We start from the raw sequence: 23,708 nt of genomic DNA, 5'->3' as shown, positions 1-23,708 counted from the left end.
CGCCGCGCGGGGGGCCTTTTTCGTATGCGCTGACATGAATCGGCCACGCGGCTGACACGAATGGCTGCGTTGAGGCGGCTGCTTTGAGGGCGGCTGCGTTCCAGCTTGCGGATGTGGGGAACCAAAGTTCTCGGGGAGGCGGGGCTGCGGAGACCAGAAGCGGCCCCGCCTCAGTCGAGACTGCTTGGGTGCAAACTTATATGCATTGACCGTGCCAAATCCATCAGCCGCTTATTTTTCAGCACTTTGGCCAAGGCAGCCCGGATACCGCAATCGGCGATTGTAAAACTGGCCGACAGGCAATGCGATAAAATGATGGGAAAGCCCCTTGGCAAAGCCGCTTCCCCCCTGCACGGTGCGGCGCAAGATGGACATTGCAGATATTTTCGACACGAGCGGCGAACCGCCGCCAGCCACCCCGGCCGCCACGCTGGTCATTTTCCGCAACGCGCCCGATGGCGGTCCGCCTGAACTCCTGATGGTCCAGCGCTCGAAGCAGATGCGCTTTGCCGGCGGCGCGGCAGTGTTCCCCGGCGGGCGCGTGGACGATGCCGACTTTGCGCTGGCGGATGCCCTTGGCGCGGCGGGTGACGATTCCCGCGATGAACTCGCCGCGCGGATTGCCGCCGTGCGCGAAACGCTGGAGGAAACCGGCCTGGCCGTCGGCGTTCACCAACGCCCCAGTCTGGAAGACGCCCTGCGCGCCCGCGCGCTGCTGCTCGAACAGGGCGAACTCGCCCCGGTGCTGGACGCGATGGGCTGGACCCTGGATCTTGAGCGGTTGGTGCCGTTTGCCCGCTGGCGCCCCAAGCACCGCGAAGTGCGCGTATTCGACACCCGCTTCTATCTGGCCGATCTGGGCACCGGGGCGGTCGAACTGCTGGTCGACGATACCGAAAACACGCACTTGTTCTGGGCCAGTGCAGCCGGGGCGCTGGATCTGGCTGAACAGGGCCAGATCAAGGTGATCTTCCCCACCCGCCGCAATCTGGAACGGCTGGCGCTGTTCGGCACTTTCGATGACGCGGTGACACATGTGGCCGATCATCCGGTGCGGATGATTACCCCGTTCATGGAACTGGAAAACGGCGAGCCGTGGCTCAAGATCGACGCCGATGCAGGCTATCCAATCACCGGCGAAAAGCTGGAAACAGCCGCACGGGGCTGAAAAAGGAACCCCCGCGCAAGATTTGCACGGGGGTCAGGTGCCGATGGACAGAAGAACCATCGGTCGGGTCGCATTGATTAAATAACGGTCAATCGAAGACAGCGCCGTGACGGCCATCACGCCGCCGACGATTCCGGATAATTACCCGGCCGGATCAATCGTCCAGAGCGCTGTAGCGGAAGTCACGGAACGTCGCTTGGCCGGGTCCGGCGGCGTATAGCCCCGGTCGCAGCGCCAGGAACCCGCCGCGCACGTTGTGGTGATAACCGGATACTTCCATCCCCCGGTCGAATCGCTGCCACGTCAAGCCGCCATCACCGCTGGTATGGATCGCCACGATATGCCGCCGGTTGGTGATGCGCAGCTTCATCCGCCGCCCGTGCGGATTGACCGGACGCGCCCGCTCAATCCCGTATTGATGCGTGACGAAGCGCTGTTCATCAAACCCCAGCCCGGCGTAAAGCTTGTCGTCGTAAAACAGCACCAGCCCCGCTGTTCCGCCCGGTGCCAGTTCGATATCGCATTCAAACCGGTAAGAAGTATCACCCGCTGTGAGCAGCAAGGGCGATCCGCTCGACGGGGCCAGCCCCTTGCCCGCAAGGTGCAGCGCGCCGCCTTCCACCCGCACCCGCCGGGTCTCATCCGCAGCAGGCCGGAAAAAGCACCACTTGCTGCCGAGGCGCAGCGGCGCTGAAAAATCATCCGACAGCGCCATTCCGTGCGCCAACGCCTGTCCGCCGCGCGGCTTGCGCAAGGGCCGCGACAGATCGCCGCCCTTCATCCGGAACCAGCCGTCGGCGGTCCATTCCACCGGATCAAGCAGGCACTGCCGCCCCAGCGTCCAGAACCCCGCCTCATAGCCGTGATAGAGCGACCACCAGCTGCCATCCGGTGCTTCAACCAGCGACGCGTGCCCGCGTGACCACCACGCCTCGCCCGCCGATTGCGTCCGCACCAGCGGGTTGCCGGGATGTTGCTGCCACGGCCCGTGGATGGAGCGGGAGCGCGCCGCGATCACCATATGCCCGGTCGGCGGTCCCGCCGTGCCGCCAACGGCTGTGACCAGATAGAACCAGCCGCCCCGGCGATGGATCTTCGGCCCCTCCGGCGCGAACCCTTCGACATCCCACGTGTCGGGATAACGCCATGGATCATAGACATGCTCGACCGGCCCTGCGAGGCTCAGGCCATCAACTGCCAGCCGCACCCGATCTCCGCCCGACAGGAACAGCCAGCGCGAGCCATCCTCACCCACGGCATGGCACGGATCGATATGGCGCGGCAGGCCCAGCGGCACCGGATCGCTCCACGGCCCGTCGATCTGATCGGCCCAGATCACGAAGGTATCGTTGCGTTCCGCCTTGACCGGAATGTAGAGGAAGTAGCGCCCGCGATGCTTTTCCAGGCTGACCGCCCAGACCGAGCCGATGTTGCGGGTCAGCGCCGGCCCGCGCGGCTGCCAGTTCACCAGATCGCGCGAATGCCAGATCGTCAGCCCCGGATAGGCATCGAAGCTGGAAAAGGTCAGGTAATAGTTGTCCCCGTCCTTCAGGATCGCCGGATCGGGCCGGTCGCCGGACAGCACGGGGTTGAGGAACGTGCCATTGCCAAGGTCCGGCTGGCGTTGCCGCTCGGTCCCGCGTGCGGCGCGAGACGCTGGGTGGGTCAATGCGGGAGCGGTCCCCAGCACCACCGGAGCGGCCCCCGCCAGCTTCAGCAGGTCGCGCCGCTCCATCAGCCCAGCCCCACGGTCCGCGCCCAGCCGCGCCACAAGTCCGGCCAGACTTCCACCGGCTTGCCCGTTGCCTTGCGCAGGCCAAAGCCGTGGCCGCCGTTCGCGAACAGATGCAGTTCGACCGGCACCTTTTGCGCCCGTAGCGCGGTGTGGAGCCGCAGGGCGTTGTCGACCGGGACCACATCGTCATCCTCGGCATGCAGCAGGAAATGCGGCGGGGCATCGGCGGGCACGGTGCGATCCGGGGAGTTGGCTGCCTCTGCGGCCGGGGTGGGCGCGGTGCCCAGCAGCTTTTCACGCGATCCCATGTGCGCGATGGCCGGGTCCATGCTGACCACCGGATAGATCGGCGCGGCGCAGAGCGGGCGCGCCGACAGCCGGTCCGCCGCATCGACCGGATCGTAAACCCGCGCCGCGAACCGCGTCGACAGGCTGGCGCAGACATGCCCCCCGGCGGAAAAGCCCATCGCCGCGACGCGCTCGGGATCAATCCGGTATTCGCCCGCGCGGTGGCGGATCAGCCGCATCGCGCGCTGCGCATCGACCAGCGGCGTATCCGGGCCAGACGCCCAGCCCTCACCCGGCAGGCGATAGAACAGGACAAAGGCCGTGAACCCGCGCGCTGCCAGCCAGCGGCCCAGTTCATAGCCCTCCTTGTCCACCACCACCCATTTGTAGCCGCCGCCCGGCGTCAGCAGCACCGCCGCGCCATTGGGCCGGTCAGGCCGGAACACGGCCATGCGCGGGCGGGTTATCCCCCACACCGCCCGGTCGCTGACCAGACCGTCGGTCGAGCGTTCCTGCACGATTTCGGAGAGCCCCGCCGGAACGCCGGGTGCCCCATTGGGCCACAGATCGACCGTTTCGGCTGGTTGCGGCAGGCCCGGCGGCCCACCACGCGATTGGCCTTGAACCACAACGGGCGGAGGCGTTTGTGCCCCCGCCCGCCCGGTGCGACCCGCTGCCAGTCCGGTGAGCGATGCCGCGACAATCAACGACCTGCGGTCCATCTTCATGGCGTCCGGCTCCCGTTCTGGCAGGTATGGGCAGGTTACAGCTTCAGACGCGCACCGAACATGATGGTGCGGCCAAAGTGGTTGTTTTCATAGTTCCGGTCCGTATCGAAATCGGTGAAGCGATAGCGATAGGTATCCAGCAGGTTGGTGCCTTCGACCGACAGTTCGATCCAGTCGGTCAGCTTGTAGCGCAGCGAGGCATCGAGATTGGTGGTTGCGCCATACCCTTCCAGCAGGTTGCCGGTGCCGCTTGCCCCTTCGTGATAACGCCCGCGATAGCTGACCATCGCGCGCGCGCTCAGTTTGCCGTCGTCATAGTAAAGGGTGCCGTTCCATGCCCGCTTCGACACGTTGCTGAGGGTGTTGGTCAGCGTCGCCGGCTGGAGCGCGCCGCCCGGCGCAATCGCCGGCCCCTGCAGGTTGAAGGTCGCATCCGAGCTGATGAACGTGGCGTTGGCGATGATCCCGAAGTTGCCCAGGAACCCTTCGGTAAAGGCCTTGAACGGCACCTGCGCGGCCAGTTCGATACCAGACAGCGTCGCACCCGAACCATTCACCGTCGTGGACAGCGTCCAGATCGGCTGTGACTGCTGCGCCGGGTTGAGCGCGGCAGGCGAGCTGGGGTTGAGCACCGAGGCGGGCAGGCCCGTCTGGGTAAAGGTCGCCCCGGTGATCGAGGCCGACTGGGTAAAGCTGCTGACGTCCTTCTTGAACCACGCGGCGGACAGCACCGCCTGCGGAGCGAAATACCATTCGACCGCCAGGTCATAGTTGGTCGCGCGGAACGGCTTGAGGAACGGGTTGCCGCTGGTGACGCGGTAGTTGAACCCGTCGGCCGAGCCGCCCGGCGTCAGCGAGCCGAGCGAGGGGCGGTTCATCACCTTCGCCACCGCCGCGCGCAGGATCACGCTCTCGACCGGATAGATCGCCAGGTTGGCCGACGGCAGCCAATCGTCATAGCTGCGCGTCACGGTCGCCTGGGTGCCGCTGACCAGCCCGTAAGAGCTTTGCTCGGTCTTGGCATAGCGCACGCCCGCGTTCAGCGCGAACCCGACGCTGCCCAGATCGCCCTTGAGGTCGGCCTGCACATAGCCGCCCTTGGTGGTTTCCTGGACCCCGCGAATGTTGCCCGCATCAATCGCCGCCGTGCGGCTGTAAAGCTTGGTGAAGGCCGTCGTCGCGGCCAGGTCGGGCACCAGCCAGGTGTTGGTGTTGCCAGCCGGCTGACCGGCGTTGCCCATCGTGAAGCTTTGCGCCAGCGCGGCGGTCACCGGGAAGCCATACACCGCCGTCGGCCCGAACAAGCTGCTGGGTGAGCAGGTCAGCGTGCCGAGCACGCGGTCCACCCCGCCGTTGCCGCACACCGCCGTATCGCGGGTGTAGGCGACGGCATCGAAGCTGAACCGGCGCCAGACCGCGCCCGCCTTCAGCGTCAGGTTCTCGGTCGCGTCCCATTCGGTCCGGAATTGCACGGTCTTGAAGCGGTTGGTGACGTTGGACGGACGGTCGCGGATTTCGGCCAGCTGGAAGTTGGCCGGATCGGTCACGCTGGTGCCGAACGTCAGCTTGGGGTGCTTCATGTCGGTGTAGTCGTAGGAATAGCCCTGCGCGTCGCGGTCATCGAAAATGATCGTGGTCTCAACCGGGATATCCGCGTTCGATTTCGATACGCCGCCCATCAGGGTGAACCGCAGGGTATCGGTCACATCCTGATCCCAGTTCGCTCCGATCTGGTAAAACTCGGTGCTGCTTTCGCGGCGATAGGCCTCGGTGCGCACCCACGCATCGTTCAGCGTGGCGGAAATCATGTTGTTGTTGGCGTCATAGACCGGGCTGACGACGTTGATCGACCGTTCGTTCGAGCGCAGCAGGACTTCGCCCCACTTTTCGGCGCGCACCGCGTCAAACTTGGAATAGAGCCCGTCGAGCGAGATCCTGGTGGCATCCGTGGGCGAGAACTGGACCGATCCGGTCAGGCCCAGGCGTTCACGCTCATGCGCGACTTCGCCGTAACGCGGAATGCGCGGGTGAAATGCCAGCGCGGCCTTGTCGCACGCGGCGCTGGCGACATAGGATCCGCCAGCATTCGGCGTGGTGTAGCAGTTGGTGCCATCCACCCCGTCAAACCGGGCCTGCGCCCAGCGCACGGTGTTGTTGCCCAGTTCCAGCGTCCTGGTCTTCGAGTAGGCCGCCGAAACCGCCACGCCGAACGTTCCGGCATCGTTGCGCCAGCTGAGCAGGCCAGCGGCACGCGGGCCAAGATCCTTCGACAGGTCGTTATACGAACCGATCAGCGACAGCGCGCCCGACAGGCCCGCCTTGCCCGCCAGCGGATTGCCGGTGTTGAGATCGACCACGGCACCCAGCGACCCTTCGTCCAGCGATGCCTCGGCGGTCTTGTGGACCACCAGGCTGCTGAACAGTTCGGACGCGAACACGTTGAAATCGAACGCGCGATCACGGTTCGCGCTGGCCCCGTCAGTCGATGTGGCGACCGTTTCCATGCCGTTCACCCGCACGCGGGTGAACTGGCTGGACAGCCCGCGCACGGTGATCGAGCGGCCCTCGCCCGCATCGCGTGAAATCGAGATGCCGGGAATGCGCTGGAGCGATTCGGCCAGGTTCTGATCAGGGAACTTGGCGATGTCTTCGGCGACGATTGCATCGACCGCGCCAACCGAGTTCTTCTTGACGTTGAGCGCCGCCTGGAGCGACTGGCGAAAGCCCGTGACGATGATTTCATCGGCCGGAGCATTAGCTGCGGCAGCGGCATCGGCATTCTGCGCCCAGGCACCAGCAGGGGCGACCAGCGCGCTCCCGGCAATCAGTGCGATCTTGAGCAGCGTCCGGCTGGAATTGATCTTGCGCATCTCTACTCCCTCGACGCCCCGTGGCGCCCCCAAATGATACCGGTGTCAAAGGAAGTTGCGCGGGCTGCGCGCATGACCTCTGGCACCTCTGCTCCCATTGCGCCGCGTTGGACGCTGCGACTTTCGCCGCGCTTGTCCCGGTATGGTAACCGGTGTCATTTTTTATTGCCCTGTCCTGCCCGCCATGTCAAGAAGCTGCGCAAGGGAGAAGAACTGATGCGTGCATGGCAGCATTTAACGGCAGCTTTCCTGCTGATCCTGCAAACTTTTGCAGTCCCCGCAGCGGCATCGACCGCGCCAGTGGAGCCGACCAGCGGCGGTGCGGGCGGGCGAATCATCCGCGTCACCACACTGGCAAAGGACGGTCCCGGATCGCTGCAAGCTGCGCTCAACGCACAAGGTCCGCGCATTGTCGTGTTCGAAGTTGGCGGGGTGATCGATCTGGAACGCGCCTCACTCACCATCACCGAACCGTTCCTGACCGTCGCGGGACAAACCGCGCCATCCCCCGGCATAACAATCATTCGCGGCGGGATCGACCTCAAGGCGCATGATGTCATCCTCAGCCACTTGCGGGTGATGACCGGGCGCGATGGGCAAGCGGCGTGGTCCGGCTGGGAAGCCGATGCGCTGTCCACCGTCGCCGCGCACAACGTAATCGTCGAAAACTGCAGCTTCCTGTGGGGAATCGACGAGAACATGTCCGCGTCCGGCCCGCGCTTTACCGGCAGGACAGTGGCCGAATGGCGCAAGGGCACCAGCCACAACATCCTGTTCCGGGGCAACCTGGCCGCGGAAGGTCTGGCGTTTGCCAGCCACCCCAAGGGCGAACATTCCAAGGGCTCGCTGGTGCATGACAACGCCACGGGCATCGTGTTCTACCGCAATATCTGGGCGCACAACGTCGAACGGTCACCGCTGGTCAAGGGCGGCGCGCAAGTGCTGATGATCAACAACCTGATCTACAACCCCGGCCACCGCGCGGTGCATTACAACCTGATGAATCTGGAATGGCTGGGCCAGCCCTATGTCACCGGAGAAATCACGGCGGTCGGCAACGTGATGCGCGGCGGGAACGATACCAACCCCGACCTGCCGTTCCTGATGCTGGGCGGCGATGGTGACCTGGCCTATTACGGGCGGGACAACCGCACGGTCGATCGGCATGGTCGGCCGCTTCCGGAATTTGGCCGCTATGGCGAAACCCGTGCCAAGCTGATCCGTGCCAAAAGGCCGCTGGCGAGCATCACGGGCTATGACATCCTGCCCGCCGGTGAAGTGGAAACGAGCCTGCTGCGCACCGGCGGCGCGCGCCCGTGGGACCGTGCGCCGGACGATATTCGCGTGCTGTTCTTCGTTGCCGAAGGACGCGGTGACATCATCGACGACGAACACGAAGTCGGCACTGGCTACCCCCGCCCCGCCCCCACGCGCGCCGCGTTTGTGGCAGCAGACTGGAACCTTGATACCCTGACGCCCAAATCCGGACTCTATCCCGGCCAGAAGCCCGGCGCGCAAGAGCACCTGTCACCCCGCGACACCCAGATGCGCGGCCAATGAGCATCGCCGCCGCCCTGCTGCTGCTCTCTGCCGCGCCGCCGATGGCCGTCATCGATGAGCGCGACACGATGCGGCGGGAAGCCCCGCCCCACGGCGCCATCGGCATGTCCACCGCGTTCCGGATATCCGATGCCGTCCCCCAGCCCCGCGCGATGGAGTTCCGCCGCCGCGTGCTGCACAAGGGCGCGGCGATTGGCGAACACCCGATTGCGCATGACGAGGTCTATTACGTGCTGTCCGGTACCGGTGAAGTGATCTCCGACGGGCAGCGGGCGGTGCTGAAACCCGGCATGGCGGCCTACCTCTACAAGGGTGCGGTCGTGGGCATCCGGCAGCTGCGCAACAAGCCGCTGTCGTTGATCATCAGCTATCCCAACCCCTGACATCCTGTGGTCATCCCGGGCTGGTCCCGGACTGACGAAGGGGAAGCACCCGCGCCTCAGCTGCCCGGCTGGATATAGGGCACCGGCGCGAACAGCTCGCGCTCCCACTGGCGCGGATCGCTGACCACGCGCGATGCGCGGTCAAACACCATCGTCTTGCGCGCCTTGAGGTCATACGCTGGCCAACCCGGATTGCCGGTGCGGGCGAACCGGACGAAGGCGTCCATCACCCGCGCGCTCATCGCGGCCTGGGCCGGCGTCGGGCTGGGCGCGGTCCCGAATGCCAGGGCGATATCGTCGGTATGTGCCGCATCTTCGAAATCGAGCTGATAGACGTGGGCCGCAGCCCCGGCCCGCGCGCGCAATTCCGCCTCGATCACTTGCCCGCGCCAGCTGCGCGCGGCGGTGACGATGCGGTGGAACAGCTGCTCTGCCGTATCCGCCGGATAGCGCGCGCGAAACTGCGCCGCGACCCATTCCGGGTGGGCATCAATCCGCATTTCCGGCGCAATCCGCGCCGCCAGATTGCCAAAGTCCAACCCGCCCAGCACCCGGCCATCCGCCGGATAGAACGCGCGGGTTTCAGCGACGGTGTTGCCCAGCAACAGGGGAATCGCGTTCCCCTGCGGCGCAGCATCGGGCCAGAACGGGTGGCGGTGAAGGTGGCGCATATCCAGCACCGGCCCCATGTAAACGCCCCCGCCCAGCACCGGGTCGGTGGCAGACAGCGCCGCGAGCAGCTGCCCGACCGGCACCGCCGCCGGATCCGCCCCGCCCAGCCTGGCCAGCACCGCTGCTGCGCGCCGGGTGGCGTTGAGCGGCCCGCTGGCGGTAACCTGCTGGCCGCTCATCGTGATCGCCTTGTGGAACAGGCCTTTGGCGGCGGGCATCGCCATCAGCGTCGCGATTTTCGCGCCGCCGCCAGACTGGCCGAACACCGTGACGTTATCCGGATCGCCGCCGAACGCCGCGATATTGCGGCGAATCCATTCCAGCGCGCAGATCAGGTCGAGCTGGCCCGCATTGCCGCTATCGGGAAAGCGCGGGTCCAGCCGCGCAAGATAAAGGTATCCCAGCGCGTTCAGCCGGTGGTTGACCGTCACCACGACCACATCCCCGCGCGCGGCCAGCGCCGCGCCATCGTTCAGCGGATCGCTGACCGAACCAGTCGAATAGGCCCCGCCATGGAAATAGACCATCACCGGGCGGCGCGGATGCGCATTGCCGGGCTTCCAGACGTTGAGGAACAGGCAGTCCTCCGACTGCTCGCCATAACGATCCCCCGGCTGCGGGCTGACCGGGAACCAGCGGCCGACCTGCTGCGCGCTCCGCACCGGCTGCGGCGCGCAGAACCGATCGGCGCGGGCATAGCGGATACCCGGATAGGACCAGACCGGGCGTCCACCCATCGGTTCGCAGCGGTCCGGCTGAAAGTGCCCGTCGGGTGCGCGGACCGGTCCGACGCATTGCACGGCCAGCGGCGATTCGGCTCCGGCCCGGCCGGATAACGTCAGCAGCGCTCCCGCCAGCCCGCCCGCCAGCACAGCGCGGCGGCCAAAGCCCTCAGCGGCGGACATCGCCGCCGTGGGCCGAAAAGCCATCGAGCGCCGCGCGGCCGATCAGGCACATGTCGCCGGGGATGGTGTGCTTGAGCGCGGTCAGCGCCAGCCCGGTTTCGGCCATCGTCCGCACGTCGCCGCCGTTCAGCCAGCCGTGCAGCACCCCGGCGGCAAAGGCATCGCCGGTGCCGATCCGCTCGACAATCCCGGTCACGTCGATCTCATCGGTCTGGTAAGCGCCGTCCCGGGCATCGACCCGCGCCGTGATCCGGTGGTGATCGCTGGTAACCAGATGCCGCGCGGTCGAGGCGATCAGACGCAGGTTCGGGAATGCCGCAAAGGCCGCTTCCGCCGCCTCACGCCGCCGGTCCGGTCCGTCGCCCGAAAAGGTCCGGCCCAGCAGCAGCGAAATATCGCGGTGATTGCCGATCAGGATTGTCGCCCCGCTGACCAGTTCGTGCAGGATGGTGCGCGGATCACTGGCCCAGCTGTCCCACAATTGCGCGCGGTAGTTGCCGTCGAAACACACCGGCACGCCCGCCGCCGCCGCTGCGGCCTGCGCGGCGCGGGCCAGAATGACACCATTCGGCCCCAGCGCCGGGGTAATCCCGCCAGTGTGCAGCAGGCTGGTCCCGCTGAGCGCCCCGGTAAAGTCGATCGCGGCCGGATCGCTCAGCGCAAAGGCGCTGCCCGCGCGGTCATAGGTGATCGCGGACGGGCGCGGTCCCGCCCCTGCTTCCATGAAATACAGCCCCATCCGCCCGGCCGCGCGGGCCAGATGGCGGGTGTCCACCCCGGCCGACCGCAGCGCGGCAACTGCGCGGTCGCCCAGCGGGTTGTCGGTGACCAGCCCGGCGAAGCGCACGTCATGCCCCAGCGCTGCCAGCGCGGCGGCGACGTTGGCCTCTGCCCCGCCGACCACCATGTCAAGGCTGCCGGCCTGCACCATCAGCTGCGATCCGGGCGGGGTCAGGCGCAGCAGCAGTTCGCCAAAGCAGGTAACGGTCATGGCCTGACGTTACCGCGCCAGCCAGCCGCCGTCGACCGCCAGAACGTGGCCGGTGACATAGTCCGCTGCCGCAGAGGCGAGGAACACGGCTGCCCCCGCGATGTCATCCGGGCTGCCCCAGCGACCGGTCGGGATGCGCTCCACGATCTGGCGATTGCGGGTTTCGTCCGCTTGCAGCGCGGCGGTGTTGTTGGTGGCGATATAGCCCGGCGCGATGGCGTTGACCTGCACGCCCCGCGCCGCGAGTTCGTTCGCCATCGCCTTGGTCACGCCTGCAACGCCCGATTTGGCGGCGGCATAGCTGGGGACGCGGATGCCGCCCTGGAAGCTGAGCAGCGAGGCGATGTTGATGATCTTGCCGCTGCCTTGCGCGGCCATCGGACGGGCTGCGGCCTGACTGAGGAAGAACAGCGATTTGAGATTGGTGTCGATCACCGCATCCCAGTCTTCCTCGGTAAATTCGGCAAGGTCGTTGCGGCGGATGATACCGGCGTTGTTGACCAGAATGTCGATCCGGCCCAGCCCGGAAACGACTTCAGCGACGATTCGCCCGACCGGTTCGATCGAGGAAAGATCAGCCCTGATATTCAATGCTTTACGGCCAGTTCCTGCAATCAGATCGAGTGTTTCCGCTGGCTCTGACCGGCCAGCCAGCGCGACATCTGCCCCGGCCCCGGCGAGCGCGACCGCAATTGCCTGCCCGATGCCGGTGTTGGCCCCGGTGACCAGCGCCACCTTGCCCGTCAGATCAAACGAGATTGCCATGGCCGCTTACTTCAGCTGGCAGATGTCGAGGACGTTCATGTCGGTGTAGTCGAGGTTTTCCCCGCCCATCGCCCAGATGAACGCATACTTCCTGGTGCCCGAACCCATGTGGATCGACCACGGCGGGCTGATCACGGCTTCCTCGTTCCCGATTACCAGGTGCCGCATCGAATCCGGTTCGCCCATGTAATGGAACACCCGGTCGGTCGGTTCGGCCATGTCGAAGTAGAGGTAGATCTCGCTGCGGCGGTCATGCAGGTGCGGCGGCATCGTGTTCCACACGCTGCCTTCTTCCAGCACGGTCAACCCCAGCAGCAGTTGCGCGCTTTCGCACACGCCGGGGATGACCAGCTGATAGATCGTGCGCTGGTTCGAATTGGCCAGATCGCCGCGCGCCAGCGGGTTCGCCTGCGCCAGCGTGATATGCCTGACCGGGCACGCCTTGTGCGCCGGAACCGAGGCGAGGTAGAACCGCGCGCCGGCCCCTTCGAAGGTCACGTCCTGCGATCCCATCGGGATATAGAGGCATTCCTTGTTGCCCATTTCGAAGCGCTGACCATCGACCGTGATCGCGCCCGCCGTGCCGATATTCACCGCCGCCAGTTCGCGGCGTTCCAGGAAGGTGTGGCCCGCCGCGCTGGCCGGTGCGGTCTGGAGCGGCAGCTTCAGCGGCTCGGTCCCCGGGACCGCGCCGCCGATCACGAAGCGTTCGTTGTGGCTGTAGTTCAGCGTCACCTGGCCCGGCTGGAACATGTCTGTGACCAGATAGCGGTCGCGCAGTTCATCGTTCGAAACACAGTCCATCATGTCCGGATGGGTGGCATGGTAGGTCTTGGCAAACACGCTGGTCTCTCCCCGTTTGGGCGTTCGTTTGAGCCAGTCTTACCTTGCCATGGTAACCGGTGTCAATGACTGGCCCGACGCGGCTCCCGCAAACTCCCGCAAAGGGGATTCAGGCTGGCGGAGGCGCGGCGGAAGCGCGCGGGATCAGGTCGGACAGGAACAGCGAGGGCTGATCGTCCGCCGCCGCAGGATCGACCAGCTTCAGCGCGGCGGACCGCGCCATGCTGGCAATCGGCCAGCGCACTGTGCTCAGCGGCGGCCAGATATGGGCCGCGATCGAGGTATCGTCGAACCCGACGATCGACAGTTCATCCGGCACGGTGATCCCGCGTTCACGCGCGGCGTGCAGCACCCCGGCGGCCATTTCATCGTTGCTGGCGAAAATCGCGGTCGGGCGCGGGCTGTTGTCCAGCAACCGGACGGCGGCGGCATGGCCGGATTCGAACGTGTAGTTGCCCGCCGATTTCAGCCCGGCCGAGCCATCCAGCCCCAGCCGGGCCATCGCCTCGTCAAACCCGGCCTCACGCTCGCTGGCCGAACGGAACCCTGCCGGACCGGCCACGAACCCGATCCGGCGATGGCCCATGTCCGCCAGATAGTCGATTGCCAGGCCCACCGCCTGCCGATCGTTGGATTCGACCAGATGCGCCGCGTCGTCCAGCCGGGCGGACCCCATCCGGACATAGTTGCAGCCCAGTTCACGGCACAAATCGGCAATCGCATCGTTTTCCGACACCGGCGGCAGGATCAGCACGCCGTAGGGCCGCTGCACTTCGATGAAGGCGCGGATATCGTCCAGCAGGCGCGGCGATTTTCGGTCCACCGGGCGCACGACCAGCGCGAATTCGGTGTCTTTGATCGCGTCCAGCACGCCTTCCTGAAAGTTCAGCACCATCTGGGCGTTCGGGTTGTCGTGGATCAGCCCCAGCAGGAAATTGCGCCGCAGCGCCAGCGCACGGGCCTGCGGATTGGGGACGTAACCCAGATCGGCAATCACCGCTTCAACCTTTTCACGGGTCATCTGGTTGAGCAGGGGCGAACGGTTGATCACGCGGCTGACCGTTTTTTTGGATACGCCCGACAGCCGCGCGACATCGTTGATCGTCGGCTTTGCGTCGCGTTTTGCCTTACCGGCCATGCCCGTCCCTTAAATCGGCTGATGCAATGTGCTCCAGCACTTCAGCCCAACGCATCAGCTTTGCCTTCTTGCGCCCATGAAGGCAATTGCTGACACCGGTTACCGATAGACGGCCCGGCGATGCACGGCAAGCGTCCGCCAACTTTGCGCCTTGATCCGAGCGATACAGTGGTGGCGGCGCTGCGTCCGCTGGCCAAAAAGGAAACGGCGTGCTGCTCGCAGGACAAATCGCGCAGGCTAAATCGCGCACGACAAATCGCGCAGGATTGCCAATGACACCGGTTTCCTCTAGTCACCGCACAAACAGGAATCAGATGGCGACGATGGGAATGGATTTGACCGAACAGGCCATGGCAGTGGCAACCGCATTCGTGGCCGCCCGGCGCGGCGCGCGGGTGCTGGACAGCTATCCGGGGGATCGGCCCGCCGATCTGGCGCAGGCCTATCGCATCCAGGACCGCGCAATTGTGCTTGATGGCCGCGCGGTGGCCGGGTGGAAAGTCGGCCGGATCAACCCGCCGGACGATGCGCGGCTGGGGGCCGACCGGCTGGCCGGGCCGATCTTTGCGGACAGCGTCGTCCGCGCGGCCGCCGGTGACGTTCCCGCCATGCCGGTCTTCGCGGGCGGGTTTGCCGCTGCCGAAGCCGAATTGCTGCTGCACCTTGCCCCGGGCTGGGATGGCACCCTGCCCACAGGTGACGCCGCCACCCGCGCGCTGATCGACGACGTGCGGCTGGGGATCGAGATCGCCAGTTCCCCCTATGGCGGCATCAACGCCGATGGCCCGACCGTGACCGCATCCGATTTCGGCAACAACGCCGGGCTGGTGATCGGCGGGGAACTGCCAAACTGGGCCGATCTGGACCTCTGCACGATTGTCGTGCGGACCGAGGTTGACGGCCAGCTGGCGGGCGAAGCCACCGCGGCAACCATGCTCGACGGGCCGTATGGCGCGGTGCGGTTCCTGCTGGCCAACCTGACCGCGCGCGGGTTTGACCTATCCGCCGGGCTGTGGGTCTCCACCGGGGCCATCACCGGCGTCCATCAGGTGACCACTGGCCAGCACGTTGCCGCCACGTTCGGCCCGCACGGCGCGGTCCATTGCACCATCGGCGTCGCCCGCGGCGTCTGACCACCATCCAGTTTCGGCGGACCGGCACAACCGGGCGCCCAGGGAGAGCGATATGACCGAACCGACTGCTGCCCCCCCCGCCCCGTCCACACCAGTCATACCAGCCACACCGGTCATGCCATCCGGCCGCTACCGCTGGGCGATCATCGCGCTGCTGTTCTTCGCCACCACGGTCAATTACATCGACCGGACCATGCTGGGCCTGCTCGCCCCGTCGCTGGGCAAGGAACTGGGTTGGACCGAGGACGATTACGGCAACATCGTCACGGCATTTCAGGCGGCTTATGCGCTGGGGTTCCTGCTGATGGGCTGGCTGATCGACCGGTTCGGGCCGAAAGTCGGCTATGCCATCGCGATCACGATCTGGACCATCGGCCACGTCGCCCACGGGTTCGCCTCGTCGGTCGCCTCGTTCATGGCCGCGCGGGTGGTGCTGGGGGTGGGCGAGGCCGGGCATTTCCCCGCAGTCGTGCGCGCCAGCAGCGAATGGTTCCCGCAAAAGGAACGCGCGCTGGCGATCGGCTGGGTCAATTCCGGCACCACCATCGGCGTGATCCTGACCGCGCCGACGCTGGCGCTGTTCCTCAACACGCTGGGGCTGGGCTGGCGTGAGACGTTTATCTGGTCGGGCCTGTTCGGGGTCGTGCTGCTGGGCCTGTGGTGGTGGTTCTATTCCAACCCGCGCCAGAGCGGCAACGTCAGCGAGGCCGAGCTTGCCTGGATCGAGCATGATCCGCCCGAAAAGATCCAGCAGATCGGCTGGAGCCGGATCGTCACCAAGCGCGAGGCCTGGGCCTTTGCGACGGCCAAGTTCCTGACCGATCCGGTCTGGTTCCTGATGCTGTTCTGGCTGCCGAAGTATTTCGCCGCGACCTACAACGTCGATCTCAAGATCGTGCTGCTGCCGATGATCATCATGTATCTGCTGTCGGACGTCGGCAGCATCGCGGGCGGGTGGCTGTCGTCCAAGCTGATCCAGCGCGGGCGCACCGCCAATTACGCGCGCAAGGTGGCGCTGCTGGTGTCGGGCTTCTGCGTGCTGCCGCTGCTGTTTGTATCGGGGCTGGAAAACATGTGGCTGGCAGTGGTGCTGATCGGGATCGCGCTGGCCGGGCACCAGTCGTTCTCATCCAACCTGCTGTCGATCCCGCCCGACATGTTTCCCAAGCGCGCGGTCGGATCGGTGATCGGCCTGGGCGGCTTTGCGGGCGGTATCGGCGGCATGATCATGGCCAAGTCGACCGGGCTGGTGCTGGATGCGACCGGCGGCAACTACACCGTGATCTTCATGGCCTGCACCACGGTCTATTTCATCGCGGTGCTGGCGATCCACCTGCTGTCGCCAAGGCTGACGAAAGTGGAACAGGTCTGAGGGCAACAAAACTTTGGCGCGCCCGGCAGGGGTCGAACCTGCGGCCTCAAGATTAGAAGTCTCGCGCTCTATCCAGCTGAGCTACGGGCGCGCGCCGGGGGTGCTCATAGTCGGGCTTTGCGCGCCGTGCAAACGGCGCTAGCGTTCGCACGATGAGCACCCAGCTTTCCCGCATCGACGGCACCACCGGCGCACGCCGCCATTTCCGCTATTTCGACTATCTGATGGCGGCGTTCGTCGCGATCCTGCTGCTGTCGAACCTGATCGGGGCGAGCAAGCTGGCCACGATCGAGGGCTTCACCTTTGGCGCGGGCATCCTGTTCTTCCCGCTGTCCTATGTGCTGGGCGACGTGCTGACCGAGGTTTACGGCTATGCCAACGCCCGGCGCTGCGTGTGGATGGGTTTTGCCGCGATGATCTTCATGGCGCTGATGAGCTATGTCGTCGTGGCGATGCCGCCTGCCGCCGACTGGGGCGGGCAAGCGGCCTATGAAAGCGTGTTCGGCAGCACCTGGCGGATCGTCGCCGCATCGATCCTGGCGTTCTGGGCGGGGGAATTCGTCAACAGCTTTGTCATGGCCAAGATGAAGATCTGGACCGGCGGCAGCAAGCTGTGGGCGCGGACCATCGGGTCCACCTTTTTCGGGCAGGCGGTGGACAGCCTGATCTTCTATCCGGTCGCGTTCCTGGGCATCTGGTCGACCGAGCAGGTGCTGATGGTGATGGTCACCAACTGGCTGCTGAAAGTGCTGTGGGAAGCGCTGCTGACGCCGGTGACGTACGCCGTGGTCGGCTGGTTCAAGGCGCGCGAGGGCGTGGACGTGTTCGACGAAGGGATTGATTTCTCGCCCTTCGCGAAAACTGATTCGGTTTGATTTTGCGCGCTTTCGGCCCCGTCCGGGTGGACGGGGCCGCGTGGCGCTTCATCAATCTGCGATCAGGCCGATCGCGAGGTAGATCAGCAGCAGCGAGCCGAAGCCGACCAGCGTGCCGACCACCCAGGCCAGCCGAACCAGCGTCACGTCGACGCCGAAGTAATCGGCAATCCCGGCGCTCACGCCCATGAACTTGGCATTGGTCTTGTTGAGGCGGAACGACTTGGCGGCAGAGGCGGAGCGTGAATGGTCAAGCTGGGTCATGCGATAACACTCACATAAGCCGAAGCGCCGTGCGCCTGGGCGGTGGACGGGACGGAGACGGTGCCGCTGATCAGCACCAGCGAAAGCGTCAGGGCGGAGGCAGCTGCGGCGATCCGGCTGCCGATCTGGGTCAAGGTGGTCATAAGTATTTCCCTCTGTCTGAACTGTTTGGCGGCGTGTGCCGCGATGCCAGAGTTATTGCAGGGCCCGTGCCAAACTGAGGAAATGGCGGAAATCTGCCATTCCTGCATCAGACGTTGGACAATCGCGCATCCACCATTCTAAACAGTTGGCGAAATTTCCCAACTTTCAGGAACCGGCTTTTGCGTGACAGCGCAGGGGACGGCAGACTATCGCGCGGACATGGCGCTGGCCCGCATCACCCTGACCGATTTTCGCAACCACCGCGCCACGCGGCTGGACGGGGCTGCGCAGTTCAACCTGCTGGTCGGCGATAACGGCGCGGGCAAGACCAACGTGCTGGAGGCACTCTCGCTGCTCGCCCCCGGCCGGGGCCTGCGCCGTGCCGCGCTGGTCGACATTCCGGCCAATCACGGGGCGGGCGGGTTCGCGGTGGGTGCCGAACTGACCGGCGGCGTGCAGATCGGCACTGGCGCGCGGGCGGACAAGCCAGCGCGGCGCGTGGTCCAGGTCAACGGCGCGGAAGCCCCGGCGGTGCGGCTGGGCGAATGGCTCAGCATCGGCTGGCTGACCCCGGCGATGGACCGCCTGTTCGCCGAAGGCGCGGGCGCGCGGCGGCGGTTCCTTGACCGGCTGGTGCTGGCGCTGGAACCCGGCCACGCACGGAACGCCGCCAAGCTGGAAGGCGCTTTACGCGAACGCAACCGGCTGCTGGGCGAGCAGCAAGAACCCGACCCGCAGTGGCTGGACGCGCTGGAACTGCAACTGGCCGAGGCCGGAGCCGCCGTCGCGCAGGCCCGCGTGCGGCTGGTCGCGCGGCTGGCCGATGCGCTGGACGCCCTGCCCGAAGCCCCGTTCGCGCGCCCCGTGCTGCAGTATCAGTCGGGCGGGCCGCTGGAGGCAGGCGAACTTGCCGCCGAGCTGTCCCTCACCCGCCGCCGCGACCGCGCCGCCCAGCGCACCCTGACCGGCCCGCACCGCGATGAGTTGGGGGTGATGATGGCGGGCAAGGATCAACCGGCGGCGGAATGCTCAACCGGTGAGCAAAAGGCGATGCTGATCGCGATCACGCTGGCCCACGCTGGCCTGCTCAGCCCGGATCGCCCCGGCCTGCTGCTGCTGGATGAAGTCGCCGCGCACCTCGATCCGTTGCGCCGTGCCGCACTGTTCGAGCGCCTGCATCAGGGCAGCGCCCAAGTCTGGCTGACCGGCACCGAGCTGCCCCCGTTCGCAGCGATTGCCGGTGAGGCTGCGATCTGGCGTGTCAGTGATGGACTGGCAGAGCGGGTTTAAGGGCGTTCACACCCAACCTCCGCTCGTGTCGAGCGAAGTCGAGACACTGGGCGCGAACGTGTCTCGACTTCGCTCGAAACGAACGGTGAGGGAGGGATGAGGTTCCCCTACCCCTTCGGTTTCGGCACCGCCCCGGCCACCTGCTCCACGGTCGACCCAACCAGCAGGTCGATCCCCGGCAGCGTCGGATGGATCCGGTCCGCCTGGATCAGATCGGGCTTGTCCATCAGCGGTTGCAGGAAGAACGGGACGAGTGTGGCCCCATGCTTCTTCGCCAGCGCCGGATAGATCGCGTCGAATTCCTTGCGGTAATCCGTCCCCAGATTGGGCGGGGACAGCATCCCCAGCAGCACGACCTTGACCTTGCGCTGCCCCAGTGTGGTCAGGATCGCGTCAAGGTTCTGACGGGTCTGCTCGGGCGGCAGCGCGCGCAGCATATCGTTGCCGCCCAGACTGATGATCGCCAGCGCGGGCGGGGTCTTCATCGAAGAGAGCGTGAAGTCCAGCCGCTGCAATCCGCCCGCGGTGGTATCGCCCGAAACCCCGGCATTCATGATCTGCGCATTGATTCCGCGCGCGCGCAAGGCCGCTTCCAGCCGGGCGGGATAGCTTTCCCCCGGCTCCAGCCCATAGCCCGCGAACAGGCTGTCACCCAGCGCCAGCACCTGCACTTGCGGCCCCATCACCGGCAGTTCCGGCAGGGCTTTGGCAGCGGCGAATTCAGTCGGCGCCGGGGCGGGAGCGCCCTGCCCGCAGGCCCCCAATACAAAGGCCAGCGCCACGGGGGTTGCAACTTGGGCCAGCCAATTCCATTTCATGCGGGTAATCCTTGATATTTCCCCCTCTAGCTATGGCTTCCTGACCCTGTGACAAGCCCCCAGACGGCAATCCGCGCCGCCAATCTCAAACTTGCGCTCGGCCAGGGCGACAGCGCGGTCGAAATCCTGCGCGGAATCGACCTGTCGGTGCCGCTGGGCCAGACGCTCGCGCTGCTCGGCCCATCGGGTTCGGGCAAAAGCTCGCTGATGGCGGTGCTGTCCGGGCTGGAGCGGGCCTCGTCCGGCGCGCTGGAAGTGGCCAGCGCGGATTTCGCCGCGCTGGACGAGGACGCACTCGCCGCAGCGCGGCGCGGGCGGATCGGGATCGTGCTCCAGGCGTTTCACCTGCTGCCGACCATGACCGCGCTGGAAAACGTGATGACCCCGCTGGAGCTGGCCGGGATGGACGACGCGCGCGAACGCGCGCAGCAGGAACTGGTCGCCGTCGGGCTGGGCCACCGGCTGAACCATTACCCGGCGCAGCTGTCGGGCGGTGAACAGCAGCGCGTGGCGATTGCCCGTGCGCTCGCCCCGCGTCCGCCGCTGGTCTTTGCCGATGAGCCGACCGGCAACCTCGACGCCGCGACCGGCGCGGCGATCATGGACCTGCTGTTCGCCCGCCGCGCCGAAACCGGCGCGACGCTGGTGATCATCACCCATGACGCGGCGCTGGCGCAACGCTGCGAACGGGTCATCACGCTGGCCGACGGGCGCATCGCCAGCGATACGGCAGCATGACCACCCTGCCCTGGCGCACAGCGTGGGCGATTGCCCGGCGCGATCTGTCCGCCCGATTCCGGGGGCTGCGGCTGCTGCTGGTCTGCCTGTTTCTGGGGGTCGGCGCGCTCGCCGCGATCGGCACTCTGACCGGGGCGATTGAAAGCGAACTCAAATCGCGCGGCAAATCGATCCTTGGCGGCGATTTGCAGGTTGAGGTGTGGCAGCGCACCGTCACGCCGCAGGAACGCGCCGCGCTCGATGCGCTGGGCCGGGTTTCGGGCGGGCTGCGCTTGCAGGCGATGGCGACCAATGGCTCACTCGCCTCGCCGGTGGAATTGAAAGCGGTCGATACCGCCTGGCCGCTGGTCGGACGACTGAAGCTGGCCGACGGCCGCCAGACCGGCGCGCCGCCTGCGGGTTCAGCCTATGTCTCCCCGGATGCCGCCGCGCGGCTGGGGGTGAAGGCTGGCGAGAGCTTCGTGATCGGCGGCCAGCGGCTGACCGTGGGCGGGGTGATCGCGGATGAGCCGGACCGGCTGAGCGAAGGCTTTACCCTTGGCCCGGCGGTGATCGTCGCCGAAGGTTTCCCGGCCAGCGCGGGCCTGACCACGCCGGGGTCGATGTTCCGCGCGCGCTATCGCATCCTGCTGGCGGACGGGGCGGAGCCGGTGCCGGTGGTTGACGCTCTCAAGGCGAAATACCCCGCCGCCGGGTTCACTTATCGCACGCGAGACAAGGCCGCGCCGGGGGCGGAGCGGTTTGTCGGGCGGATGGGTGAGTTTCTGGTGCTGGTCGGTCTGGCCGCACTGGTGATCGCGGGAATCGGCATTGGCGGCGGGGTGTCATCTTATCTTGAGGCGCGGCGCGGCTCGATCGCCACGCTCAAAGTGCTGGGCGCAACCAGCGGCGACATCGCGCGGATTTACCTGCTGCAAGTCGGCACGGCGGCGCTGATCGGCAGCCTGATCGGGCTTGCGGCGGGCGTGCTGGTGACGCCCTTGTTCACGCAGGCGCTGGGCAAGCTGCTGCCCGTCGCGCCCGGCTTCGTGCTCGATCCGTTCGCGCTGCTGCGCGCGGTGACTTATGGCCTGCTGGTGGTGCTGGTGTTCGCCGCGCCGCCGCTGCTGGCCGCGCGGCGCTTCCCTGCGATGGCGCTGATGCGCGCGCGGGTCTCCCCCCTGCCCTCCGTCCGGCGGGAGGCATTCCTGCCGGTCGCGCTGGGCATGGCGGCGATTGCCGCGCTGGCGATGCTGACCGCCGCGCAGCCGCTGGTGACGGCCACGTTCCTTGCGGGCGCAGTGGCCGTGCTGGGCCTGCTCGCACTGCTCGGCTGGACGATCCGCACCCTCGCCGCCCGCGCGCCGCGCCCGAAGCGTCCGTTGCTGCGCCTTGCCCTCGCCAACCTGCACCGCCCCTCCGCCCAGACCGGCGCGCTGGTGACGGCACTGGGGTTCGGCCTCTCCGCCTTCGTGCTGCTGGCGGCGGTGGAAACCAGCCTCGATGCCAACATCGCCGCGCGGGTGCCTCAGCGCGCGCCGGATTACTTCGTGCTCGACGTGCCCAAGGACCGTGCCGACGCGTTCCGCCAGACGGTGGAGGCCGCCGATCCGGGATCGAAGCTGACGCTGGTCCCCTCGATGCGCGGCTCGATCCTCGCCTATGGCCCGGAAGGGCGGATGACGCGGGTGGCCGACCTCAAGCAGATTCCTGACGATGCCTGGCCCCTGCGCGGCGAACGCGGGCTGACTTATGCCGACAGCCTGCCCGATGGCAGCACGCTGACCGCGGGCAAGTGGTGGCCCAAAGGGTACACCGGTGAACCGCTGGTCTCGGTGGACGAGGAGCTAGCCGCCGCGATCGACCTGAAGCTGGGCGACCAGATCACCATCGCCCTGCTGGGGGTGGAGCGCACCGCACGGATCGCCTCGTTCCGGCGGGTCGATTGGGACACGATGGGCTTCAACTATGTGCTGGTGTTCAGCCCCAACGCGATTGCCGACGCGCCGCACAATCTGGCCGCAACCATCGACCTGCCCCCCGGCGCGCCCAAGGACGGCCTGCTGCAAGCGCTGATCCGCCAGTTCCCGTCCAGTTCGGTGATCGAGGTCGGCAACGTGCTGCGTCAGGCGCGCGAACTGCTGACGCAAGTGTCCACCGCGATCCTCGCCGCCGCATCGGTGGCGGTGCTGGCGGGTGTGGCGGTGCTGCTGGGCGCCATCGCGGCGGCGCGCTCCAGCCGGCTCTATGACAACGTGATCCTGCGGGTGCTGGGCGCCAGCCGCCGCCAGCTGCTGTTGCTGCAACTGGCCGAATACGGGCTGCTGGCGGCGCTGCTGGCAGGCGTGGCGCTGGTGCTGGGCAGTTCGATGGCGTGGCTGGTGATCGTCCAGCTGTTCGAATTCGACTGGTTGCCGAACTGGGGCCAGGTCCTCGGCGTGCTGGGCGCGGGGCTGGGTCTGGTGATCCTGTTCGCGCTGGGCGGCTCCATCCCGCTGCTGCGCGCGAAACCGGCACAGGCGCTGCGGGAGTTGTAGGGTGTTTAGCTGGCCGGGGTTAGCGGCGGTCTGTTGGGGAAACGATCAGGTTTGATCACACTTCGTTTCTCGCGCGAGGAGAATGTCGCTCGGAATGTCGCGCATGACTGCGGCAAGCGCCGCTCCAAGCGTAAGTCCAAGAACCACCCACCGGTCCGGGACTTGCGCCCTCCCCTGATACATTGCGAAAGCGCCGGTGGCGGCAAATACGCCAACAGCCATAAAGAACATTTGCCGGACAAACATGTGAATGCGGGGCGGCAGGCGATTTAGCATATCAAACCCTTTCTTTCCCGACACTAAGCAATGAAAGCCATGTTTGCAATGTTGTCGTGTCCGGAAGGGCGGCTGCTGGCAGGGCAGCGTGCAAACTAGGCGGCGTGGACAAATTTGAGCCAGTATCTGGCGGTGGCGATATGGACCATTCCGAGGAAGCTGTTGGCCAGTTGATCGTATCGGGTGGCGATGGCGCGGTTGATCTTGAGCTGCCCAAACATGCGCTCGATGCGATT

21 protein-coding genes and 1 tRNA gene are annotated in these 23,708 nt (G+C 66.4%); 9 read left to right on the top strand and 13 right to left on the bottom strand.

Going from position 1 to position 23,708, the window contains the following annotated elements; genetic code table 11:
- Positions 1–367 precede the first annotated feature (367 nt).
- Positions 368–1,168, top strand: coding sequence for an NUDIX domain-containing protein (locus Q8Q53_RS12225; protein ID WP_305702051.1), 801 nt, complete (start codon positions 368–370; stop codon positions 1,166–1,168).
- 154 nt (positions 1,169–1,322) lie between these two features.
- Here the strand turns inward: Q8Q53_RS12225 and Q8Q53_RS12220 are convergent, their stop codons facing one another.
- From Q8Q53_RS12220 to Q8Q53_RS12210, 3 genes are read right to left on the bottom strand one after another with little or no spacing between them, the layout of a single operon-like run.
- Complete coding sequence (locus Q8Q53_RS12220) at positions 1,323–2,903, bottom strand: family 43 glycosylhydrolase (protein WP_305702050.1); 1,581 nt, start codon at positions 2,901–2,903, stop codon at positions 1,323–1,325.
- On the bottom strand, positions 2,903–3,919 hold the full coding sequence (locus tag Q8Q53_RS12215; protein ID WP_305702049.1) for an alpha/beta hydrolase: 1,017 nt from the start codon (positions 3,917–3,919) through the stop codon (positions 2,903–2,905). Before Q8Q53_RS12215 ends, Q8Q53_RS12220 begins: the two co-directional genes overlap by 1 nt.
- A gap of 35 nt (positions 3,920–3,954) precedes the next feature.
- Positions 3,955–6,789, bottom strand: a complete 2,835-nt coding sequence (locus Q8Q53_RS12210; protein ID WP_305702048.1) for a TonB-dependent receptor — start codon at positions 6,787–6,789, stop codon at positions 3,955–3,957.
- A gap of 216 nt (positions 6,790–7,005) precedes the next feature.
- On the opposite strand from Q8Q53_RS12210, the gene Q8Q53_RS12205 reads away from it, so the two are divergent.
- Positions 7,006–8,349 carry a polysaccharide lyase family 1 protein gene (locus Q8Q53_RS12205; protein ID WP_305702047.1) on the top strand — a complete coding sequence of 448 codons (1,344 nt, stop codon included), beginning with the start codon at positions 7,006–7,008 and terminating at the stop codon, positions 8,347–8,349.
- On the top strand, positions 8,346–8,732 hold the full coding sequence (locus Q8Q53_RS12200) for a cupin domain-containing protein (protein WP_305702046.1): 387 nt from the start codon (positions 8,346–8,348) through the stop codon (positions 8,730–8,732). Before Q8Q53_RS12205 ends, Q8Q53_RS12200 begins: the two co-directional genes overlap by 4 nt.
- Before the next feature lie 56 nt (positions 8,733–8,788).
- On the opposite strand, the gene Q8Q53_RS12195 is transcribed toward Q8Q53_RS12200, so the two are convergent.
- The 5 genes from Q8Q53_RS12195 to Q8Q53_RS12175 form a co-directional block, all read right to left on the bottom strand.
- Entirely contained in the window at positions 8,789–10,309 is a 1,521-nt protein-coding gene (locus Q8Q53_RS12195; protein ID WP_371136555.1) for a carboxylesterase/lipase family protein, read from the bottom strand.
- A complete protein-coding gene (locus Q8Q53_RS12190; protein ID WP_305702044.1) occupies positions 10,296–11,300 on the bottom strand; it encodes a sugar kinase in 1,005 nt (334 codons plus the stop codon). The genes Q8Q53_RS12195 and Q8Q53_RS12190 overlap by 14 nt, the downstream gene beginning before the upstream one ends.
- Before the next feature lie 9 nt (positions 11,301–11,309).
- Positions 11,310–12,065 (bottom strand): 2-dehydro-3-deoxy-D-gluconate 5-dehydrogenase KduD, encoded by a 756-nt coding sequence (gene kduD, locus Q8Q53_RS12185; protein ID WP_305702043.1) that lies wholly within the window; start codon positions 12,063–12,065, stop codon positions 11,310–11,312.
- A gap of 6 nt (positions 12,066–12,071) precedes the next feature.
- Positions 12,072–12,908, bottom strand: coding sequence for a 5-dehydro-4-deoxy-D-glucuronate isomerase (gene kduI / locus Q8Q53_RS12180; protein ID WP_305702042.1), 837 nt, complete (start codon positions 12,906–12,908; stop codon positions 12,072–12,074).
- A gap of 109 nt (positions 12,909–13,017) precedes the next feature.
- A complete protein-coding gene (locus tag Q8Q53_RS12175; RefSeq protein WP_305702041.1) occupies positions 13,018–14,046 on the bottom strand; it encodes a LacI family DNA-binding transcriptional regulator in 1,029 nt (342 codons plus the stop codon).
- Between the two features lie 350 nt (positions 14,047–14,396).
- Between Q8Q53_RS12175 and Q8Q53_RS12170 the strand changes: the two genes are divergently transcribed.
- Both Q8Q53_RS12170 and Q8Q53_RS12165 read left to right on the top strand, forming a co-directional pair.
- Positions 14,397–15,179 carry a 2-keto-4-pentenoate hydratase gene (locus tag Q8Q53_RS12170; RefSeq protein WP_305702040.1) on the top strand — a complete coding sequence of 261 codons (783 nt, stop codon included), beginning with the start codon at positions 14,397–14,399 and terminating at the stop codon, positions 15,177–15,179.
- A 52-nt stretch (positions 15,180–15,231) separates the two neighbouring features.
- Positions 15,232–16,551, top strand: coding sequence for an MFS transporter (locus tag Q8Q53_RS12165; RefSeq protein ID WP_371136552.1), 1,320 nt, complete (start codon positions 15,232–15,234; stop codon positions 16,549–16,551).
- A 14-nt stretch (positions 16,552–16,565) separates the two neighbouring features.
- On the opposite strand, the gene Q8Q53_RS12160 is transcribed toward Q8Q53_RS12165, so the two are convergent.
- Positions 16,566–16,642: transfer RNA gene (locus Q8Q53_RS12160), tRNA-Arg, on the bottom strand.
- A gap of 61 nt (positions 16,643–16,703) precedes the next feature.
- Here Q8Q53_RS12160 and Q8Q53_RS12155 point away from each other — a divergent pair.
- On the top strand, positions 16,704–17,426 hold the full coding sequence (locus tag Q8Q53_RS12155; protein WP_305702039.1) for a queuosine precursor transporter: 723 nt from the start codon (positions 16,704–16,706) through the stop codon (positions 17,424–17,426).
- A 51-nt stretch (positions 17,427–17,477) separates the two neighbouring features.
- Here Q8Q53_RS12155 and Q8Q53_RS12150 read toward each other — a convergent pair whose 3' ends face one another.
- Both Q8Q53_RS12150 and Q8Q53_RS12145 read right to left on the bottom strand, forming a co-directional pair.
- The gene (locus tag Q8Q53_RS12150) at positions 17,478–17,690 is read right to left on the bottom strand and encodes a PspC domain-containing protein (RefSeq protein WP_305702038.1); all 213 of its coding nucleotides are present in this window, start codon (positions 17,688–17,690) and stop codon (positions 17,478–17,480) included.
- Positions 17,687–17,833 (bottom strand): hypothetical protein, encoded by a 147-nt coding sequence (locus tag Q8Q53_RS12145; RefSeq protein WP_305702037.1) that lies wholly within the window; start codon positions 17,831–17,833, stop codon positions 17,687–17,689. Before Q8Q53_RS12145 ends, Q8Q53_RS12150 begins: the two co-directional genes overlap by 4 nt.
- A 220-nt stretch (positions 17,834–18,053) precedes the next feature.
- On the opposite strand from Q8Q53_RS12145, the gene recF reads away from it, so the two are divergent.
- Positions 18,054–19,124, top strand: coding sequence for a DNA replication/repair protein RecF (gene recF / locus Q8Q53_RS12140; protein WP_305702136.1), 1,071 nt, complete (start codon positions 18,054–18,056; stop codon positions 19,122–19,124).
- Positions 19,125–19,231: 107 nt separating this feature from the next.
- On the opposite strand, the gene Q8Q53_RS12135 is transcribed toward recF, so the two are convergent.
- Positions 19,232–19,942, bottom strand: coding sequence for an arylesterase (locus Q8Q53_RS12135; protein ID WP_305702036.1), 711 nt, complete (start codon positions 19,940–19,942; stop codon positions 19,232–19,234).
- A 48-nt stretch (positions 19,943–19,990) separates the two neighbouring features.
- Here Q8Q53_RS12135 and Q8Q53_RS12130 point away from each other — a divergent pair, with 48 nt between their 5' ends.
- Entirely contained in the window at positions 19,991–20,680 is a 690-nt protein-coding gene (locus Q8Q53_RS12130; protein WP_305702035.1) for an ABC transporter ATP-binding protein, read from the top strand.
- Positions 20,677–23,196 (top strand): ABC transporter permease, encoded by a 2,520-nt coding sequence (locus Q8Q53_RS12125; RefSeq protein ID WP_305702034.1) that lies wholly within the window; start codon positions 20,677–20,679, stop codon positions 23,194–23,196. The genes Q8Q53_RS12130 and Q8Q53_RS12125 overlap by 4 nt, the downstream gene beginning before the upstream one ends.
- Positions 23,197–23,567: 371 nt before the next feature.
- Here the strand turns inward: Q8Q53_RS12125 and Q8Q53_RS12120 are convergent, their stop codons facing one another.
- Positions 23,568–23,702, bottom strand: a complete 135-nt coding sequence (locus tag Q8Q53_RS12120) for a transposase (RefSeq protein ID WP_371136554.1) — start codon at positions 23,700–23,702, stop codon at positions 23,568–23,570.
- Between the last annotated feature and the right edge of the window lie 6 nt (positions 23,703–23,708).

It is taken from the genome of Novosphingobium sp., from assembly GCF_030699305.1.
In the GTDB taxonomy this organism is placed as follows: Bacteria; Pseudomonadota; Alphaproteobacteria; order Sphingomonadales; family Sphingomonadaceae; genus Novosphingobium.
Note: the sequence above shows the minus strand (reverse complement) of the source record. Positions and strands in the feature narration are given on the sequence as shown.

Excerpts from the sequence above, each read along its gene's own strand:
- Q8Q53_RS12225 (WP_305702051.1), top strand. The coding sequence starts at position 368 with ATGGACATTGCAGATATTTTCGACACGAGCGGCGAACCGCCGCCAGCC.
- Q8Q53_RS12220 (WP_305702050.1), bottom strand. The coding sequence starts at position 2,903 with ATGGAGCGGCGCGACCTGCTGAAGCTGGCGGGGGCCGCTCCGGTGGTG.
- Q8Q53_RS12215 (WP_305702049.1), bottom strand. The coding sequence starts at position 3,919 with ATGAAGATGGACCGCAGGTCGTTGATTGTCGCGGCATCGCTCACCGGA.
- Q8Q53_RS12210 (WP_305702048.1), bottom strand. The coding sequence starts at position 6,789 with ATGCGCAAGATCAATTCCAGCCGGACGCTGCTCAAGATCGCACTGATT.
- Q8Q53_RS12205 (WP_305702047.1), top strand. The coding sequence starts at position 7,006 with ATGCGTGCATGGCAGCATTTAACGGCAGCTTTCCTGCTGATCCTGCAA.
- Q8Q53_RS12200 (WP_305702046.1), top strand. The coding sequence starts at position 8,346 with ATGAGCATCGCCGCCGCCCTGCTGCTGCTCTCTGCCGCGCCGCCGATG.
- Q8Q53_RS12195 (WP_371136555.1), bottom strand. The coding sequence starts at position 10,309 with ATGTCCGCCGCTGAGGGCTTTGGCCGCCGCGCTGTGCTGGCGGGCGGG.
- Q8Q53_RS12190 (WP_305702044.1), bottom strand. The coding sequence starts at position 11,300 with ATGACCGTTACCTGCTTTGGCGAACTGCTGCTGCGCCTGACCCCGCCC.
- kduD (WP_305702043.1), bottom strand. The coding sequence starts at position 12,065 with ATGGCAATCTCGTTTGATCTGACGGGCAAGGTGGCGCTGGTCACCGGG.
- Q8Q53_RS12175 (WP_305702041.1), bottom strand. The coding sequence starts at position 14,046 with ATGGCCGGTAAGGCAAAACGCGACGCAAAGCCGACGATCAACGATGTC.
- Q8Q53_RS12170 (WP_305702040.1), top strand. The coding sequence starts at position 14,397 with ATGGCAGTGGCAACCGCATTCGTGGCCGCCCGGCGCGGCGCGCGGGTG.
- Q8Q53_RS12165 (WP_371136552.1), top strand. The coding sequence starts at position 15,232 with ATGACCGAACCGACTGCTGCCCCCCCCGCCCCGTCCACACCAGTCATA.
- Q8Q53_RS12155 (WP_305702039.1), top strand. The coding sequence starts at position 16,704 with ATGAGCACCCAGCTTTCCCGCATCGACGGCACCACCGGCGCACGCCGC.
- Q8Q53_RS12150 (WP_305702038.1), bottom strand. The coding sequence starts at position 17,690 with ATGACCCAGCTTGACCATTCACGCTCCGCCTCTGCCGCCAAGTCGTTC.
- Q8Q53_RS12145 (WP_305702037.1), bottom strand. The coding sequence starts at position 17,833 with ATGACCACCTTGACCCAGATCGGCAGCCGGATCGCCGCAGCTGCCTCC.
- recF (WP_305702136.1), top strand. The coding sequence starts at position 18,054 with ATGGCGCTGGCCCGCATCACCCTGACCGATTTTCGCAACCACCGCGCC.
- Q8Q53_RS12135 (WP_305702036.1), bottom strand. The coding sequence starts at position 19,942 with ATGAAATGGAATTGGCTGGCCCAAGTTGCAACCCCCGTGGCGCTGGCC.
- Q8Q53_RS12125 (WP_305702034.1), top strand. The coding sequence starts at position 20,677 with ATGACCACCCTGCCCTGGCGCACAGCGTGGGCGATTGCCCGGCGCGAT.